This window comes from Proteus sp. fly-1008 (assembly GCF_040140305.1).
In the GTDB taxonomy this organism is placed as follows: Bacteria; Pseudomonadota; Gammaproteobacteria; order Enterobacterales; family Enterobacteriaceae; genus Proteus; species Proteus vulgaris_B.
In genome coordinates this window covers 292,365-308,053 of record NZ_JBEEWH010000001.1, presented here as the reverse complement: position 1 = coordinate 308,053, position 15,689 = coordinate 292,365, and the positions used below count along the sequence as shown (strand labels likewise).

The 15,689-nt window shown below is 34.1% G+C and carries 16 protein-coding genes and 1 pseudogene; 10 read left to right on the top strand and 7 right to left on the bottom strand.

All coding sequences use genetic code 11. The features are described from left to right. Window positions 1-17 precede the first annotated feature (17 nt). Window positions 18-338 carry a N(4)-acetylcytidine aminohydrolase gene (yqfB, locus tag ABN256_RS01450; RefSeq protein ID WP_196553020.1) on the top strand — a complete coding sequence of 107 codons (321 nt, stop codon included), beginning with the start codon at window positions 18-20 and terminating at the stop codon, window positions 336-338. A 56-nt stretch (window positions 339-394) separates the two neighbouring features. Here the strand turns inward: yqfB and ABN256_RS01445 are convergent, their stop codons facing one another. The 4 genes from ABN256_RS01445 to ABN256_RS01430 form a co-directional block, all read right to left on the bottom strand. Beyond that, window positions 395-2,143, bottom strand: coding sequence for an ABC-F family ATP-binding cassette domain-containing protein (locus ABN256_RS01445; protein ID WP_196553021.1), 1,749 nt, complete (start codon window positions 2,141-2,143; stop codon window positions 395-397). Window positions 2,144-2,479: 336 nt separating this feature from the next. Then, complete coding sequence (locus ABN256_RS01440) at window positions 2,480-3,034, bottom strand: MFS transporter (protein WP_349438979.1); 555 nt, start codon at window positions 3,032-3,034, stop codon at window positions 2,480-2,482. 62 nt (window positions 3,035-3,096) lie between these two features. After that, on the bottom strand, window positions 3,097-3,657 hold the full coding sequence (locus tag ABN256_RS01435) for a hypothetical protein (RefSeq protein WP_349438977.1): 561 nt from the start codon (window positions 3,655-3,657) through the stop codon (window positions 3,097-3,099). A gap of 132 nt (window positions 3,658-3,789) precedes the next feature. Then, entirely contained in the window at window positions 3,790-4,224 is a 435-nt protein-coding gene (locus tag ABN256_RS01430) for a MerR family transcriptional regulator (protein WP_072068100.1), read from the bottom strand. A 202-nt stretch (window positions 4,225-4,426) separates the two neighbouring features. Between ABN256_RS01430 and ddlA the strand changes: the two genes are divergently transcribed. After that, a complete protein-coding gene (gene ddlA / locus ABN256_RS01425) occupies window positions 4,427-5,527 on the top strand; it encodes a D-alanine--D-alanine ligase (protein WP_196553023.1) in 1,101 nt (366 codons plus the stop codon). Between the two features lie 65 nt (window positions 5,528-5,592). Here ddlA and ABN256_RS01420 read toward each other — a convergent pair whose 3' ends face one another. Next, a complete protein-coding gene (locus ABN256_RS01420; protein WP_196553024.1) occupies window positions 5,593-6,450 on the bottom strand; it encodes a DMT family transporter in 858 nt (285 codons plus the stop codon). Here ABN256_RS01420 and ABN256_RS01415 point away from each other — a divergent pair. Beyond that, window positions 6,443-6,640: pseudogene (locus ABN256_RS01415) on the top strand (recombinase family protein); the annotation flags it as partial. The gene ABN256_RS01420 and the pseudogene ABN256_RS01415 sit on opposite strands and share 8 nt — an antisense overlap. 175 nt (window positions 6,641-6,815) lie before the next feature. After that, window positions 6,816-7,685, top strand: coding sequence for a YopJ/AvrA family T3SS effector serine/threonine acetyltransferase (locus tag ABN256_RS01410; RefSeq protein WP_196553025.1), 870 nt, complete (start codon window positions 6,816-6,818; stop codon window positions 7,683-7,685). A gap of 217 nt (window positions 7,686-7,902) precedes the next feature. Here ABN256_RS01410 and ABN256_RS01405 read toward each other — a convergent pair whose 3' ends face one another. Continuing rightward, the gene (locus ABN256_RS01405; RefSeq protein WP_196553026.1) at window positions 7,903-8,991 is read right to left on the bottom strand and encodes an alpha/beta hydrolase family protein; all 1,089 of its coding nucleotides are present in this window, start codon (window positions 8,989-8,991) and stop codon (window positions 7,903-7,905) included. Window positions 8,992-9,525: 534 nt separating this feature from the next. Here ABN256_RS01405 and ABN256_RS01400 point away from each other — a divergent pair. From ABN256_RS01400 to ABN256_RS01385, 4 genes are all read left to right on the top strand, one after another. Next, complete coding sequence (locus ABN256_RS01400) at window positions 9,526-9,903, top strand: lysozyme inhibitor LprI family protein (protein ID WP_231619298.1); 378 nt, start codon at window positions 9,526-9,528, stop codon at window positions 9,901-9,903. A 200-nt stretch (window positions 9,904-10,103) separates the two neighbouring features. Further along, window positions 10,104-10,637: a carbapenem self-resistance protein CarG family protein gene (locus ABN256_RS01395; RefSeq protein ID WP_072068095.1), complete on the top strand. Its 534-nt coding sequence runs from the start codon at window positions 10,104-10,106 to the stop codon at window positions 10,635-10,637. A gap of 218 nt (window positions 10,638-10,855) precedes the next feature. Beyond that, window positions 10,856-11,656, top strand: a complete 801-nt coding sequence (locus ABN256_RS01390; protein WP_196553027.1) for a MetQ/NlpA family lipoprotein — start codon at window positions 10,856-10,858, stop codon at window positions 11,654-11,656. A gap of 278 nt (window positions 11,657-11,934) precedes the next feature. Continuing rightward, window positions 11,935-13,218 carry a cystathionine gamma-synthase family protein gene (locus tag ABN256_RS01385; RefSeq protein ID WP_349438974.1) on the top strand — a complete coding sequence of 428 codons (1,284 nt, stop codon included), beginning with the start codon at window positions 11,935-11,937 and terminating at the stop codon, window positions 13,216-13,218. Between the two features lie 71 nt (window positions 13,219-13,289). Here the strand turns inward: ABN256_RS01385 and ABN256_RS01380 are convergent, their stop codons facing one another. Then, entirely contained in the window at window positions 13,290-13,844 is a 555-nt protein-coding gene (locus ABN256_RS01380; RefSeq protein WP_349438973.1) for a GNAT family N-acetyltransferase, read from the bottom strand. A gap of 213 nt (window positions 13,845-14,057) precedes the next feature. Here ABN256_RS01380 and ABN256_RS01375 point away from each other — a divergent pair, with 213 nt between their 5' ends. Together ABN256_RS01375 and ABN256_RS01370 are read left to right on the top strand one after the other, a co-directional pair. Then, window positions 14,058-14,903, top strand: coding sequence for a helix-turn-helix domain-containing protein (locus ABN256_RS01375; RefSeq protein ID WP_197269195.1), 846 nt, complete (start codon window positions 14,058-14,060; stop codon window positions 14,901-14,903). Between the two features lie 132 nt (window positions 14,904-15,035). After that, entirely contained in the window at window positions 15,036-15,572 is a 537-nt protein-coding gene (locus ABN256_RS01370; RefSeq protein ID WP_196553031.1) for a metallophosphoesterase, read from the top strand. The last annotated feature ends 117 nt before the right edge of the window (window positions 15,573-15,689 follow it).

Genomic DNA, 15,689 nt, shown 5'->3' with positions numbered 1-15,689 from the left:
TATTCGTGAGTAATACTATGTCATTTAACCCTACAGAAATTACTTTTTTTGAGCGTTTAATTCCTTCAATTCTTAAAGAAATAAAAGTAATTACTATTCGAGATGAAAGTGAAAGCTATTATAAGCCAGGTAGTGTGGTTGAGTTATATGCTAACGAACATCGTACTTACTATGGAAAATTAAAAATTCTAGCTGTATCACCTTTACATTATGATGATATTAATGAGTATCATGCACAGCAAGAAGGAATGACACTACCTGTATTAAAAGCGCTTATTAAAGATATTTATCCAACAACTCAGTCTTTATACCTGATTGAATATGAATTAGTAAAATAAGAACAATAAAAAGGATCACAATGTGATCCTTTGAGTTACACCAAAATCTTATTCTTTTACATCATATTAAGCGATTGCTTTAACTGACTAATTTCCAGTTTCCATTGTGCTTGCAAAGTAGGTTTTTGATGGTTGGGTTTGCGTGCTAAATCAGCATCCAGTTTCTCTTCTAATTCAATGAGCTTAAACAGTTTTTCATCATCATCATGGTGAGAAACAGACAGCACCGATGCATGATTTTCTATATCACTTTCCTTATCTGTTATCTGTATTTCTGGCATTTCCTCTTCAGAAATAAGTTGATAAATCGTTTCAATATCATGATGTTCAGTCAAAATACCATTGTGAATATACCAAAAGCGATTACAACTATTTTCAATCAATTCTCGATCATGACTAACTAATAAAATGCCACCAGTGAATTGACTAATTTGTTCAGCTAACGCCTTTTTGCCGTCCATATCAATATGATTTGTCGGTTCATCAAGCATCAAGAATGAGTATTTCGCTAAACTCAGACCGATAAATAATAAACGAGCACGTTCACCACCACTTAACGTACTCACTTTTTGCCCATGACGAATGTAAGCAAAACCCGCACTAATTAGTGCCATTTTACGTTGTTCATCAGTTAAAGGCGCAAAAGGTTTTAATGCATCAGTGAGGGTATCATTATCCTTTAACTGCGCAATGTTTTGGTCGTAATAACCCAATTCAACACGTGGATGTAACCTTATTGTACTTTGTGTCGTTGTTTCAACTGAATTTAATGACCAAATCATCTTTAATAATGATGACTTTCCGGTTCCATTAGCACCGATTATTGCCACTCGATCACCACTTTTAATGCGCTGATTTTCGACAATATATAGAACAGGGGCATTATCAGCAGGAATAACGGAAAGTTGGTTTAATTCACAAAGCCTATCAGCACGCAGTGTTGTACCTGAGAATTGTAATACCCACGGAGCCTCTTCAGCCACTTCGGTTTGTTCATCTTTTAAACGAACAATATGTTTCTCCATCTGTTTAGCTTTGCGAGATAAATTCTCGTTATCATAAACGTGCCCCCAAATTGCAAGCTGCTTCGCACTTTGGGTGATCCTATCTATCTCTTTTTGCTGTGCATCACGTCGATGTTGCGCACTCATATCTTGCTCTTCTTGCGCTATTCTGGCTTGAGAGCAGGGCAAGCGAAAGATAGATAATGACTTATCACGAATGATCCACGTACAATTCGTCACGTTGTCTAATAGCGTATTATCATGAGACACCAAAATAAAGCTACCACGCCACTGTTTTAAAAAGGTTTCTAACCATAAAATAGTGGGTAAGTCGAGATGGTTACTGGGTTCATCAAGTAACAATAGGTCAGGCTCAATAATTAACGCCCTTGCTAATAATAAACGCGTATGTTGGCCACCACTTAATTGTGAAACACGTAGATTTTTTTCATCAAACTTAAAACCCATTTCATTGAGTAGTAACTCTGCGCGCCAGCCTTCAGATAATCTGTATTCTTCAGGAAGTTTATGAAGTACAGCATCCATTAATGTCATTGGCTGTAATTCTTGAGGAAGGTGCTGCTCTATATAGGCCATTACGGTTTGATTAGCAATGGAAATAACACCTTCATTCGGTGTTAATTGATGTGATAAAAGTTTTAATAATGTACTTTTTCCACAGCCGTTATGGCCAATTAAACCAATTTTCTCACCTTTAATTAAGGCTAAAGAAATATCATTTAGTAATAAACCGTTGTTATTATGAAAAGACAGATTTTGTGTAGATAATAATGTGCTCATAGCTTACTCATTCTTTAGGCGTAGAAACGCCTTGGGTAATATCTTGCGATAACCCTGTAAGCTGAGAGAGGTCATAGTTAACGTCGCTCAGGCAGGTTAACGCAGTAAAATACTGTGAAAGCCTGAGCTGTGACGATTACCAAAGAAGTGTGAGTATTCAATAAGATCACACAAAAACATAATTAGCCTCCTTCTCTAAGTTTAAAAAGTGAATCGGTGATTTAATTCTATCAATATAGAATTCCTCTATGCAATCCCATAAGAAAGATAAAAAGTATCATTTAGTGTGAAAGCCCGCAATTTATGCAGGCTTGAGATAATCATGAGTGAATAAAATTATAACGTACTCGTTGAGGGTAAATGTTTTCGTAGTTTAATTGCGGCTAATAAAATCATGACAGCAACAGTAATACCAATAATGTTGGTGTGCTGCCAACCTATTAAATAAAAAGCAAGACCGCCTGTGATACTGCCTAATCCACCAAAGAAGAAAATTAAAAAGTCATTGGTACCTTGGACTTTTGCACGCTCATGCGATAAATACGTTTTAGATAGCAAATGAGTAGAGCTAATTAAGTTTAGATTCCATGAAATACCAATTAAAACAAAACTAATAAGGTAATGATAAAAGCTATTGCCTTGTAAGTTGATACCTAATGCAATTATCAATAAGAGTATGGCAGTAAAAAAGAAAATCTTGATCCCGAATCGGTGGATAAGTTGACCTGTAATAAAAGAGGGAGCAAACATGCCTAAGATATGGCATTGAAACACAAAAGCAATGGTGGCAAATTCAAAGCCATTTTGTTTCATCGATAGTGGAATAGCGCCAACCATATACACCACAATGCCATAACCTAATGCACTAACAATTGTGACTAAAAATAACAAAGGTTGACTGTATAATAGCGGATAACTCCTTGGTTTTTCTTCTGTTTGTATTCTGGTTTTTATTATTTTTTTAAAGGAATTTTCAACAGTAATCCGAAGGCTAAAATATAAATAATACTTAATGCAGTAAAAGGTCCAATAAACGGATAATCTGCAAAGAATTGCCGCGTTGTTACCGCTAATGTTGGTCCAATAACTGCGGCAACAATACCGCCACTCATTACTAAACCGATAGCTTTTGCATGCATGCTCACTGGTGTTTCTTCGAGTGCGGCAAATCGATATTGTTGTGCTGTACCAATAGCAACTCCAGTAAAATAAGTACCAAAGGAAAACAGCATTAAATTATGATAATAAATACCTGCAATAGATAATAATGCGCCGATTAATCCGCCTATATTTCCAATAATAAAACCTGCTTTACGTGAATATTTCATCATAAAGTGTGCCATTGGAAGCGTTGCTGAAATAATTCCAATATATTGGCTTAATAAAGGAACCGTTGAATAAATAGGATCTTTAGCAAGTTGCTCTCCCACGAGGACAGCGACAGAAAGCACTAATGCGTTCCCAGTTGTAAAAAGAGCCAAAGAAAATGCCAACCACCAGACTGATCTAGGCATAGATATCTCCATTGATGCGATAAATAAATTAAAGAGATACGCATCTTACAACTTGAAGTTAACTTCAAGTCAAGAGGAGGGGGTATTATTAAAATAGCGTCATTTGATTTAGCGCTTACCTAAAGTAATCGATTATTTCTTATTAATTCGTTTTTTATTCTTTTTTAGACTTAATGCTAAAATTTTTTGAAATCTATTGCATTGAAAATGGTTCTCTTCAGGGCAGGTTTGAATATGTTCTAATCCTTTTTTAAGACGTTTAAGTTCATTTATTTTATTATCAATTTCTTCAATTTTTAGATGAACAATAGTTCTATCTATTGAGGGAATTTTTTGATTGCAGCTTAATTGTGCAATTTCATCTAGCGAAAAATGCGCTTGTTGCGCTAAAGAAATTAAGGCCAAACGGCTCAATATATCGCGGTGATAAACGCGTTTAAGCCCTTTACGTCCTATCGAATTAATCAATCCTTTTTTCTCATAATAACGTATTGCTGAAGAGGCAAGCCCTGTTGCTTTTGCTACTTCAGTAATATCCATTTCAATCGGTTGTTTTATATCAGTCATGGTGTTTATCTTATACCAATAGAATTGTGATCGTTATTGCGCTGTTATATCTTGAAATAGTGATGTTTTAACACTCTAAATCATAGAATTTCATCATTTTATCGTAATTTTTCGCAGATAAGAACTATCTACCTACATTGGGCGTTTTTATCATGATATATTGCTACCTATTCGCTATAGCTGTCCTATAAAAGGTTAGAAAATGAGTAAATTAAGAGTCGCTATTATTTTTGGTGGGAAATCCACAGAACATCAAGTTTCATTACAATCAGCAAAAAATATTATTAATGAATTAGATCGAACGAAATTCGACCTTTGCTTAATAGGTATTAATGAGCAAGGACAGTGGCATGAATATTCAGAAGCTGACTATTTACTCAATAGCGATAATCCTAAAACTATCTCATTAAGCAAACCTTTAAGAGCGGTTGCTATTATTCCAGGTAGTGTAAAAAATCAATTTATTTCGCTTGAAGACGGTCAAGCATTACCACAAATTGATGTTGTCTTCCCAATTGTCCATGGTGCCTATGGTGAAGATGGTACACTGCAAGGTCTATTACACATGATTGATATGCCTTATGTCGGCCCTAATATCATGAGTTCAGCCGCTTGTATGGATAAAGATGTCACAAAACGCCTACTTGATGGTGCGGGATTAGCGGTTGCACCTTTTATTACGATTATGGCACACCAAATTAATGATATTCCTTATAACGAAATGGTTCGTCAATTAGGATTACCTTTATTTATTAAACCAGCAAACCTAGGTTCTTCTGTAGGAATTAGCAAAATTAATAACGAAGAAGAATTTAACGCGGCATTAGCCATGGCTTTTGAATATGATCTTAAAGTGATTGTTGAAAGTGCTATTGTTGGTCGTGAAATAGAGTGTGCTGTTTTAGGTAACGAAAATCCTGAAGTAAGCCCTTGTGGTGAAATAGTGTTAAATGATGCTTTTTATGGTTATAACACCAAATACATCGACGAAGATGGCGCTAAAGTTGTTGTTCCTGCTGTTATAAATGAAGACACTAGTTTACATATTCGCCAAGTGGCATTAAAAGCTTATCGTGTGCTTAATTGCTTAGGTATGGCTCGTGTTGATGTATTCTTAACTCAAGACAACCGAGTTGTGATTAATGAAATAAACACATTGCCAGGATTTACAAATATCAGTATGTATCCAAAATTATGGCAAAGTGCTGGCTTAGGCTATCAGTCGTTAATTACTAAATTAATTGAGCTAGCACTGGATCATCATAAAAAAACAGCTACCTTGAAAACAAAGTGTGAGCTTTAATTAAAATAAAAACACGCTAAATAAAAATATTTAGCGTGTTTTTAGCTTTAACTAGTTAATATTAATTAAGCATATTTTCGTGAACCAGCAACGCAAAAAATAACACCAACAGTTACGAGCAACATCAATAAATTCACAAACTCATTGAGTAACACGGCCGCTAATGCTAAACCAAAGAAAGGCTGTAATAATTGAAGCTGTCCTACTGCTGCAATCCCACCTTGAGATAACCCTTTGTACCAAAATATAAAGCCAATCAGCATACTAAATAGAGAAACATAACCTAAACCTACCCAGGCAGAGAGATTGATTGTCGTTAATTCCTCTGGCATAAGAATAAGCATAGGAGGTAACGATACAATTAATGCCCAACAGATAACTTGCCAACCACCTAATGATTTCGTCAACGTTGCTCCTTCTGCATAACCTAATCCACAAACAATAACTGACGCTATCATGAGTAAATCAGCGCTGACAGATGAAACGCCTCCTTGAGAGAGGGCATATCCCATGACTAACAAACTACCAATAATAGAAAAAAGCCAAAAAATAGGACGCGGTTTTTCACCACCTCGTATAACGGCAAAAATAGCCGTAGATAATGGTAATAAGGCAAGAAAAACGAGGGAGTGTGCGGATGTTATCTCTTGTAATGCAATCTCGGTTAACAATGGAAAACCTACCACGACACCTAATGAAACGACTGTTAATGAAACCCATTGTTTAAATGTTGGTAATTTTTCTTTATATAACAACAACATTAATAAAGATAATAATCCGGCAATACTTGCTCTTGCTACTGTTAAAAATAACGAACGTTTTGCAATCTCTCCTGTCCCAACGTAACCATGCGGTCTTGTACATTGCAAAAATGTATTGCAATATAAAAATAAATGGCAACAGGAAATCGCAATTATGCTCATCGGTTATGCTCGAGTTTCGACACGGGAACAGGATGCTCAGGCTCAGATCTCAGCACTAAAGACAGCCGGGTGCGAACTGATCTTCCAGGAAAGGGCATCGGGCGGACGATGGGAATGCCCCGAGTTACAATGACTTTTGCAACAGCTACGCAAAGATGATCAGGTTATTGTATGGAAACTGGATCGTCTTTCCTGCTCTCTGAAAGATTTATTGCTGACAGTGGAGAGGATTGAAAACACGGGGGCTGATGCTGCCCGTCTGTTCCGGGTTCACCCATCAATGATTGGACGTCTTATTGCAAGGCACCGTTTATCCGGAATATAAAATTCATATCGCTGTTAATTCTCTGAATAAGGATGTGTAAATGATTGGACCATTATCACAAATAAATGCGCTCAGTGGTTTATCAAAAAATGAGACTAGTTGTTCTTTAATCAGTAATGAAGAACTTCAAAATATCATAGTACAGTTGGAAACTGATATAGCGGATGGCTCTTGGCCCCATAAAGATTATTCAAACATGGATGTAAAAATCATGCCCGCATTGGTAATACAGGCAAACAATAAATTCCCTGAAATGAATCTTAATTTTGTCAAGTCGCCACAGGACCTTTCTATAGAAATAAAAAACACAATAGAACATGGAGTTGAATCTTCCCGATTCATAATTAATATGGGGGAAGGTGGAATACATTTTAGTGTAATTGATTACAAAAATATAAACGGAAAAACATCTCTGATATTGTTTGAACCAGCAAACTTTAACAGTATGGGGCCAGCGATGCTGGCATTTAGGACAAAAATAGCCATCGAGCGTTATCAATTACCTGATTGCCATTTCTCCATGGTGGAAATGGATATTCAGCGAAGCTCATCTGAATGTGGTATTTTCAGTCTGGCGCTGGCAAAAAAACTTTATATAGAGAGGAGTAGCCTGTTAAAAATACATGAAGATAATATCAAGGGTACATTAAGTGATAGTGAAATGCCTGTCCCCCACGATAAACTGGACCCGTATCTCCCGGTAACCTTTTACAAACACACTCAGGGTAAAAGACGCCTTAATGAATATTTAAATACTAACCCTCAGGGAGTTGGTACTGTTATTAATAAAAAAAATGAAACTATCCTTAACAGGTTTGATAATAATCTATCAGTTATAGACGAAAAGAACTTGTCAGTTTCGGCGCATAAAAAGAGAATAACTGAATATAAAACACTTCTCAAATCATAATGTACTTTGGAAATCTTAATCACCAAAGGAGCTAAGTTGAAAAATGAAACGGATCTGGGATATTGATGAACTGGCTGAACACTGGAGTCTGAGGTTTGACCTGCTACCACGCCTTAAGGCTATTGCCAGTCAGAAACTCTATCGTATCCAGCCATTTTTTCGCTCTTTGTCTTTCTCATGTTGCATACGATGTTCCATAGTTATTGTGATTTATTTTTTATTGATAAGCCTTATTGTTATTTGTACAGTCGAAATTTGTGTAGGCAGGTGATATTGGTGTGCCTTCAGCTATCCACGCGGTAAGTGCAGACAAAGCATCTGAAGAATAACTCTCTCTACCTTGATAAATAAAAAGTGCTTCTTTCCACCATGACCACTGGCTTTCTAGCTGGTAATTGTACATAGGCGCTTTTAATAAACCGTGTGATGCATTAGGGAATAAGGCAACGGTTTTATCTACATGACCACCTAATAATGTTTTATATAAACAGGCATTCTTAGTTGCATCAACATTAAGATCTAACTCACCCAATATCGCTAATACTCGACCATTCATATTCGGTAGAAATTTAGAGGAATCACTCAAATAGTTTTTAATAACAAATTGAAAGCGATCATGAGACATCTCACCTTGGAATGAAATATCATGACTACCATTAATACCAAATACACGATCGTTTTGTTGCAATTGTTCTAATACTCTTCGAGTAATCTCAGCATCATCAACATGATTGTTTTTTAGGCGGACTTGCTGATAATACGCACCTTGATCACGCCAATTAATTGCGCCACCAATAATAACGGAAAAATCGGGTTCAGATTGCGAAGCCGCAATGGGAATAACCCAGCCTGCCTGGGAAAATCCAAGATAACCCACTTTAATATCCGTATTTATAAATTTTCCGTGTATCAGATGAAATGCAATTAGTGCTTCATCTGCTCTATCATACATGGATTGAAGTAACCAATTTCCTTGGCTTTCACCAACACCGGCTTTATCCCATGTGTAAACACCAATACCTGCATCAAGTAAATTATTAATTAAAGGTAAATAACCACTATTAGAAAATCGATCTTGAGCGCCATCACCATGAATAAAAATAGCGACCGCTTTTACTTTATTGTCACGGGGTAAGAGCAACGTACCTGATAATGTATTCATTTTAGACACAAAATTTACGGGGGTTATTACTGACGTGTCAGAATTTAGTTCAAAATCAGAGTATTGCCCACGGCTTACAACCAGTGCAAAGGTAAGGATAAAAAGCCCTAAATAAAACCAAATAGAGTTAAAACATTTTTTCATAGCTTAAAAGATCCACCTTGAGTAAGAAGCGAGTGAACATATTAAATGAACTATTTTTGAACATTTTTTATATAACATGCATTAATTAGACTAAATAGTCTAATTAATTATCTCTATTTTATTAAAAGCAACTTAAATAAAAACGAATAAGAGGAGTTGTATTAAGGTGAAATTGATTAGATATTTTAATAAAAACAACTCAGCACAACAGAAAATAAATCATAAAATATAGCCATTATTTTGCAAATAACATTTAATGTTAAAAAAAAGAGTGTTTAGTTATCATTTTTTTAAATATGTTTTAAAAAATATTTGTTTTAAAAAAAATATCAGTATAATTACTTGTAATAATATCTTAATCTTATTTTGATTGTCTTAAATAGAGAGATTTTGCGTTATCTTCATGTAATTGTTATATAAGAAACATTGCTAAAATGATAAAGGTTTTACTTTATCTTCATTCCTTAAATTAAATATTAAAGTAGTGAAATAAATATTTTTAGCGATGTTTTTAATCAAAAAATGGACGGTGCGATGAAAAAACTTATCCTATTAAGTGCAATATCTGGCGGTATACTCTTTTGGTCTATACATTTACAAGCAGATAACTTTGATTGTCGAAATGCAGCAACGCAAACTGAAATAAATCAATGTGTATATCAAGATTTTCAGCAGAAAGATGAAGAACTTAACCACATTTACCAGCAATATTACGCCAAGTTAGATAGCGCTAGAAAAGAGCAATTAAAGCAAGCGCAGTTAATATGGGTTAATTTTAGAGATCTTTCTTGTCAGTATGAAGCTGACTATTACCAAGGAGGAAGTTTAGCGCCAATGGTATATAGCAGTTGCCTAAAAGATAAAACAAAAGAAAGAATTAATGATCTTAAAAATTACATTGCTTTATATTAAATAAAAAATTAAGCCTTAAAATAATAAAAAACAATTCATTTTATAATAGTCAAATAAGTAAATTCATTAGCATGGAAATATTTTCTGAATGATATAATTGTAAATTCTGTATTATTTTGAAACACAAAATTCCTTGACTAATCATTGCTACAAAGTAGTCTGATGCTCAAGTAATAAGCAAAAAAAAAGAAGCGAATACAATGAATAAGATATTAAAACTTGGGCTAGGATTACTTTTTGCATCATTACCTTTCACTTCAATATCATCTGAAATTAAACTCGAATATGGAGTAAATCTTATCGATTTTAATGGCGATGGTATTCCTGATGTCGTGGTTAAGTCTCGACGCTCATTAAATGATCCATCATCTTTTGATATGACGACCGTTTATATCAAAGGTAGCGATCAAAAAGTGTATATTGTCCCATCCATATATTCTAATGCGTTAAGTCTTTACAACAATAAGATTAAAGGTACTGATATCACTATTTCTGATTTTGAATTCATTGAAAAAAAAGGCAGGGTTGTATTGTTAAGTGCTGAAAAAGTAGGAAACGATTTACAACGGCCAACTCCGATTCGTTTTTCTAGTTATGAAATATCAGAAAAGAAACAAGAGGATGAAATTCAGTTCAAATGGCAGTTTAATACTTATTGTGTCACTGAATTATCTTATCTTAGTGTTGAAGACTCATATTCTGATGCTTGTATAAATAAAATTATCAATGAGTAAATCTACAGTTTATTAACAAACACATCATATTTTGATGTGTTATTTTTTTATTTTATAAAACAACGAATTGTAAGAATAAAAAGAATATTCCTTTCTTTATATTCATTGAGTACTTGTATCATTTCTTTTTCCTTGTTATTAATCTATTATTAGGATATTTCTTAATCAAAATGATATTAATAGTACTGATCTTATCTGGGACTGTTTAAGAGGGAGATATGAAGGAAATTATTACGGGTTTACTTCTAGCCTCAATATCACTATTTACTGTATCTTGTTCACAAGAAGATGCACATAAGATAAAGGTGGCAATTAATACAGGACCTGATCAAGTGATTTGGGATGACGTTATTCGTTTAGCTAAATTAACAGAAGGGTTAGACGTTGAAGTTGTCACTTTTAATGATTATGTACTTCCTAATAAGGCATTAAATAATAAAGAAGTTGATGCGAATGTTTTTCAATCCATTCCTTATCTTCAAACACAAATGAAAGAAAATAACTATAAATTTCATATCGCGGGTAAAACCTATATTTTTCCTTTAGCTGCATACTCTAAAAAAATTAGTGATATAAATGAATTACAATTAGGATCTCTTGTTGCTATCTCAAATGAAGCCAGTATGAGAGGTCGAGCACTTCTATTACTAGCAGAAAACCATCTTATTACTCTTAATGAGAACGTTGGTTTCACTCCAACATTAGATGACATTATCTATAACCCTAAAGAAATTAAGTTTATTGAAGTCGATCCACCACAGCTCACTGAAGCACTAAATGATCCAGCAATTACAATGGCGGTTATTAATAATAATTTTTCGTCTCAAATTGGGTTAATTGCAACTCGTGACGGATTAATTCTAGAAAACAAAAACTCACCTTATGCCAATGTTATCGTAACCCGCGAAGATAACAAAGATGATGAAAATATAAAGAAGTTGATTTCAGTGCTTCACTCACGGCAAATCGAGTTGAAGTTTAAAGAAATGTATAAAGGTGATGCAGTCAGAGCATGGTAACGTCTTAACTTAAAGATAAAAGAATTTTTTTATCTTTAAGTTTTCCTTACTTTTCCACATGAATTACTCTTTTCACTAGAATGATCCACTCTTATTTAGCGTATTTTCTTGTCTAAATATCACTCAATTCTTAATATTTCATTATTAATCCTTATTTTTATTCCTAATTTCGCTATTTTTATATAACTGCTAGTTTCCATACTTTATAAAACATTCTAACAACATGAATTTTTTTCAGTATGATAACTCATCCTCCATTACACAGAAGAAATAAAAAAATGGCTGACTCTCAACTAAAAAAACAATATATCGGTGAACACAAACTATCGCCTGAAACACTTATGATGAGTTATGGATATGATCCATTACTTTCTGAAGGTTCAGTAAAACCACCTGTATTCTTAACATCGACCTTCATTTTTAAAAGTGCAGAAGAAGGCAAAGCTTTCTTTGATACAGTGAGCGGGAGAAAACCTTTACCTGAAGGTGAAAAAGCCGGTTTGGTTTATTCTCGTTTTAATCAGCCCAATAGTGAAATTGTTGAAGATAGGCTTGCTGTCTATGAAAATACACAATCTTGTGTATTATTCTCTTCAGGTATGTCAGCAATCACGACGACATTAATGGCCTTAACTCAGCCTGGTGATGTCATTTTACACTCTCAACCTCTCTATGGTGGAACAGAGACATTAATTGCAAAGACACTTGCTAAATTTGGTATTCAAGCCACTCCATTTACTGACGGCTTAAACCTTTCATTGATCCAAGCACAAGCCAATAACGCTAACCAAAAAGGGCGGGTTGCCGTTATTTTTGCAGAAACACCTGCAAATCCAACTAATTCATTAGTCGATATTAGCGCATTAAAAATTGTTGCTGATAAACTAGAAAAAAAGCAGGGCTATCGTCCCATTATTGTTTGTGATAACACATTACTTGGCCCAGTTTATCAACACCCAATTGAACAAGGTGCGGATATTTCTGTTTATTCTTTGACTAAATATGTTGGTGGTCATTCGGACTTAGTTGCTGGCGCTGCAATGGGCTCTCGTGAACTGATTAATCAAATTCGATTACTACGAGGCGCAATAGGAACACAACTTGACCCTCATTCTTGCTGGATGCTTGGGCGCTCTTTAGAAACACTACAAATTAGAATGGAAAAAGCGAACCAGAATGCATTATTAGTTGCAGCGTTTTTGCGTGATCATAAAAAAGTAAAAGCTATTCACTATTTGCCATTTGCGGATAAAAACTCGATTGAAGGTCAAGTATTTGCAAAACAATGTACGGGTGCGGGTTCAACATTCTCATTTGATATTATGGGGGGGGAGAGTGAAGCTTTCCGTTTTCTTAATGCTATGAAAATTTTTAAACTTGCAGTTAGTCTGGGAGGTACAGAGTCTTTAGCCTGTCATCCTGGCTCAACAACTCATTCTGGCGTACCGATAGCATTACGTCATAATATTGGTATTCAAGACACTACAATTCGTTTATCTATTGGTATTGAAAATCCTCAAGATTTAATTGCCGATTTATCTCAAGCATTAGAAAACGCTTAATTAAGCGATTAGCTTACCTATTTTAGAAAAACACCAGATAACAATCGGTTACCTGGTTTTTTTTATTTTCGTTACAACTGTTTTTGGATTTCAATCCATGCATCTTTAGTTAAGCGGCAAATATTTTCAACTTTCACTTCATCTAAAAATTCTACGTATTGTTCTTCAATAATGTGATGAAATTTAAACCCACACTTTTCTTGTGCTTTTTGTGACTTCTTATTATCAGCGAAGTATCCACACCATAAATTATCTAATTCCAAAGTTTCAAAACTATGACGGCTAATTTCTCTCACCGCTTCAGGAATTAAGCCTTTTCCCCAGAATGGAACTCCAATCCAATAAGAGACTTCAGCATCATTATCGCCTATCGGGAAATTACTCTCTTTAGCAAAAGATAAACCCACTAAGCCGATAGCGCGATCATCATCAATTAATGTGACAGCATAAACTTCATCTCGCATAAATATAGTACGAATTATTTCAGTACTTTCTTCAATACTTTTATGAATAGGCCAACCAGCAATAGGGCCAACTCGTTCATCTTTCGCGTATTCATACAGGCTTGGGGCATCAGCAAGTTTCCATGGCCGTAGTATGAGTCTTTCTGTTTTTAATGTTTTCATTTCAATTAATTTTCTTTTTATCAATATGTTGCAATTTATCTTGTGTTTTTAAGATATGTGCATTCTAAAGAAAAGAAATAAAAATCCGAATGGCATAAAAGAGGTAAAATCGATACTTTTGAAAACAAAATAAAAGAAAATACTTGTTATTAAGTTAAATATCATCAAATATAAAAACTAATTAAATTAGAATAAAAAGAGATCGATAGATTTATGTTAAGTCAAGTACTGTCACAACTGAATACCTCATCGCAACACGCCATTATGGGTGAAAGCAGTATGGCAAATGAAATTAATTATCCATTACCCTTATCTTACATTGTGGTCATGGTATGCCTAGAAGGAAGGGCTATCATTAATATTGGTTTTCAGAAGCAGATGATTAAAGCGAATGATATTCTTATTTTGGGTGATGATATGATGACCGTTTTAAGCCAAAAATCAGCAAATTTTCGCTTATTTTATTGCTTTCTCGATAAATCTTTTGCTTCAGAAATTGCTTATTCTCTTTCTAATACTTTATTTGCCTTTCTCCATGAAAATCCCATTTGCTCTCCCAAAAAAGAACAAAAAGAAGCCTTAAATAGATGGGTAGAACAACTAAAATATATAGATAGTCACTATTCTGAACATAGAAAATTGATGTTAAAAAACCACCTGCAAAATCTCTTCTTTGCGATCACAGAATCAATACCAACGTATTTCTCTATCGCTAAAAAAGAATTTAGTCGTAAAGAAAAGCTTTGTTGGCAATTTTGGGAGTTAATTGGAAAACATTCTTTAAAGCATAGAGAAGTTGCTTTTTATGCAAATTGTCTTAATATTACGCCGTTTTATTTATCACAAATAACAAAACAATTTTTTAATGATTCACCTAAGACGTTGATTAATCGTCAAGTTATTCTTGAAATAAAAGCATTATTAATGCACACTTCGCTTTCAGTAAATGAGATATCAATAAAGCTTCATTTTGATGAGCCCTCTTATTTATGCCGATATTTCAAAAGAGAAACGGGGCATTCTTTATCTGGTTACCGTAAACAACATCAACGACAATAAAACAGATGATATTGTATTTATTGTTCTATTTTTAGCTAAGGGAGGTAATTATGTTGAAAAAATATCACTATACAGACCGAGGGAAAATACTTTCTTAAGGTTAAGATTTTTATTACTTATTAAGAAATTACTATGATTTATTTTACTTCTGATACACATTTTTGCCATTCAAATATCCTCAATCTTTGTGACCGTCCTTTCAATAGCGTAAGCCATATGAATGATACGTTAATCCATAACTGGAATGCTTATGTATCTGATCATGACGAAATCTATATTTTAGGTGATTTTCTCTATCGAGGATCAGGGCAAGATGCCAACCGAATTTTACGTCGATTAAACGGTAAAAAGTACCTTATCCGTGGAAATCATGACAAATTTCTCGATGATCCAGAATTTGACGCATCAGTATTTGAATGGGTAAAAGACTACTTTGAATTGGATTATAAAAAACGAAAAATTGTGATGTTTCATTATCCTATATTAGAATGGGGTGGTTTTTTCCGTGACGCTATTCATTTATATGGTCATGTACACAATTCACAAAAAGATCCAACTCAACGTAAGCGTTTAGATGTTTTAGGAAAAAATGCAATTAATGTTGGTGTCGATGTTAATGATTTCTTCCCTATTAGCATTGAAACAATACTCAAAAGAACATCAAAATAATTTTATTATGCAATATTTTTTATTTAAAATTCAAAATATTAATAATATTAGCTAGTCATATAACTCAAGATTAGGAAGAAATCTGTCTTACTTAATCCATTGCGGAAAAGAATAGAG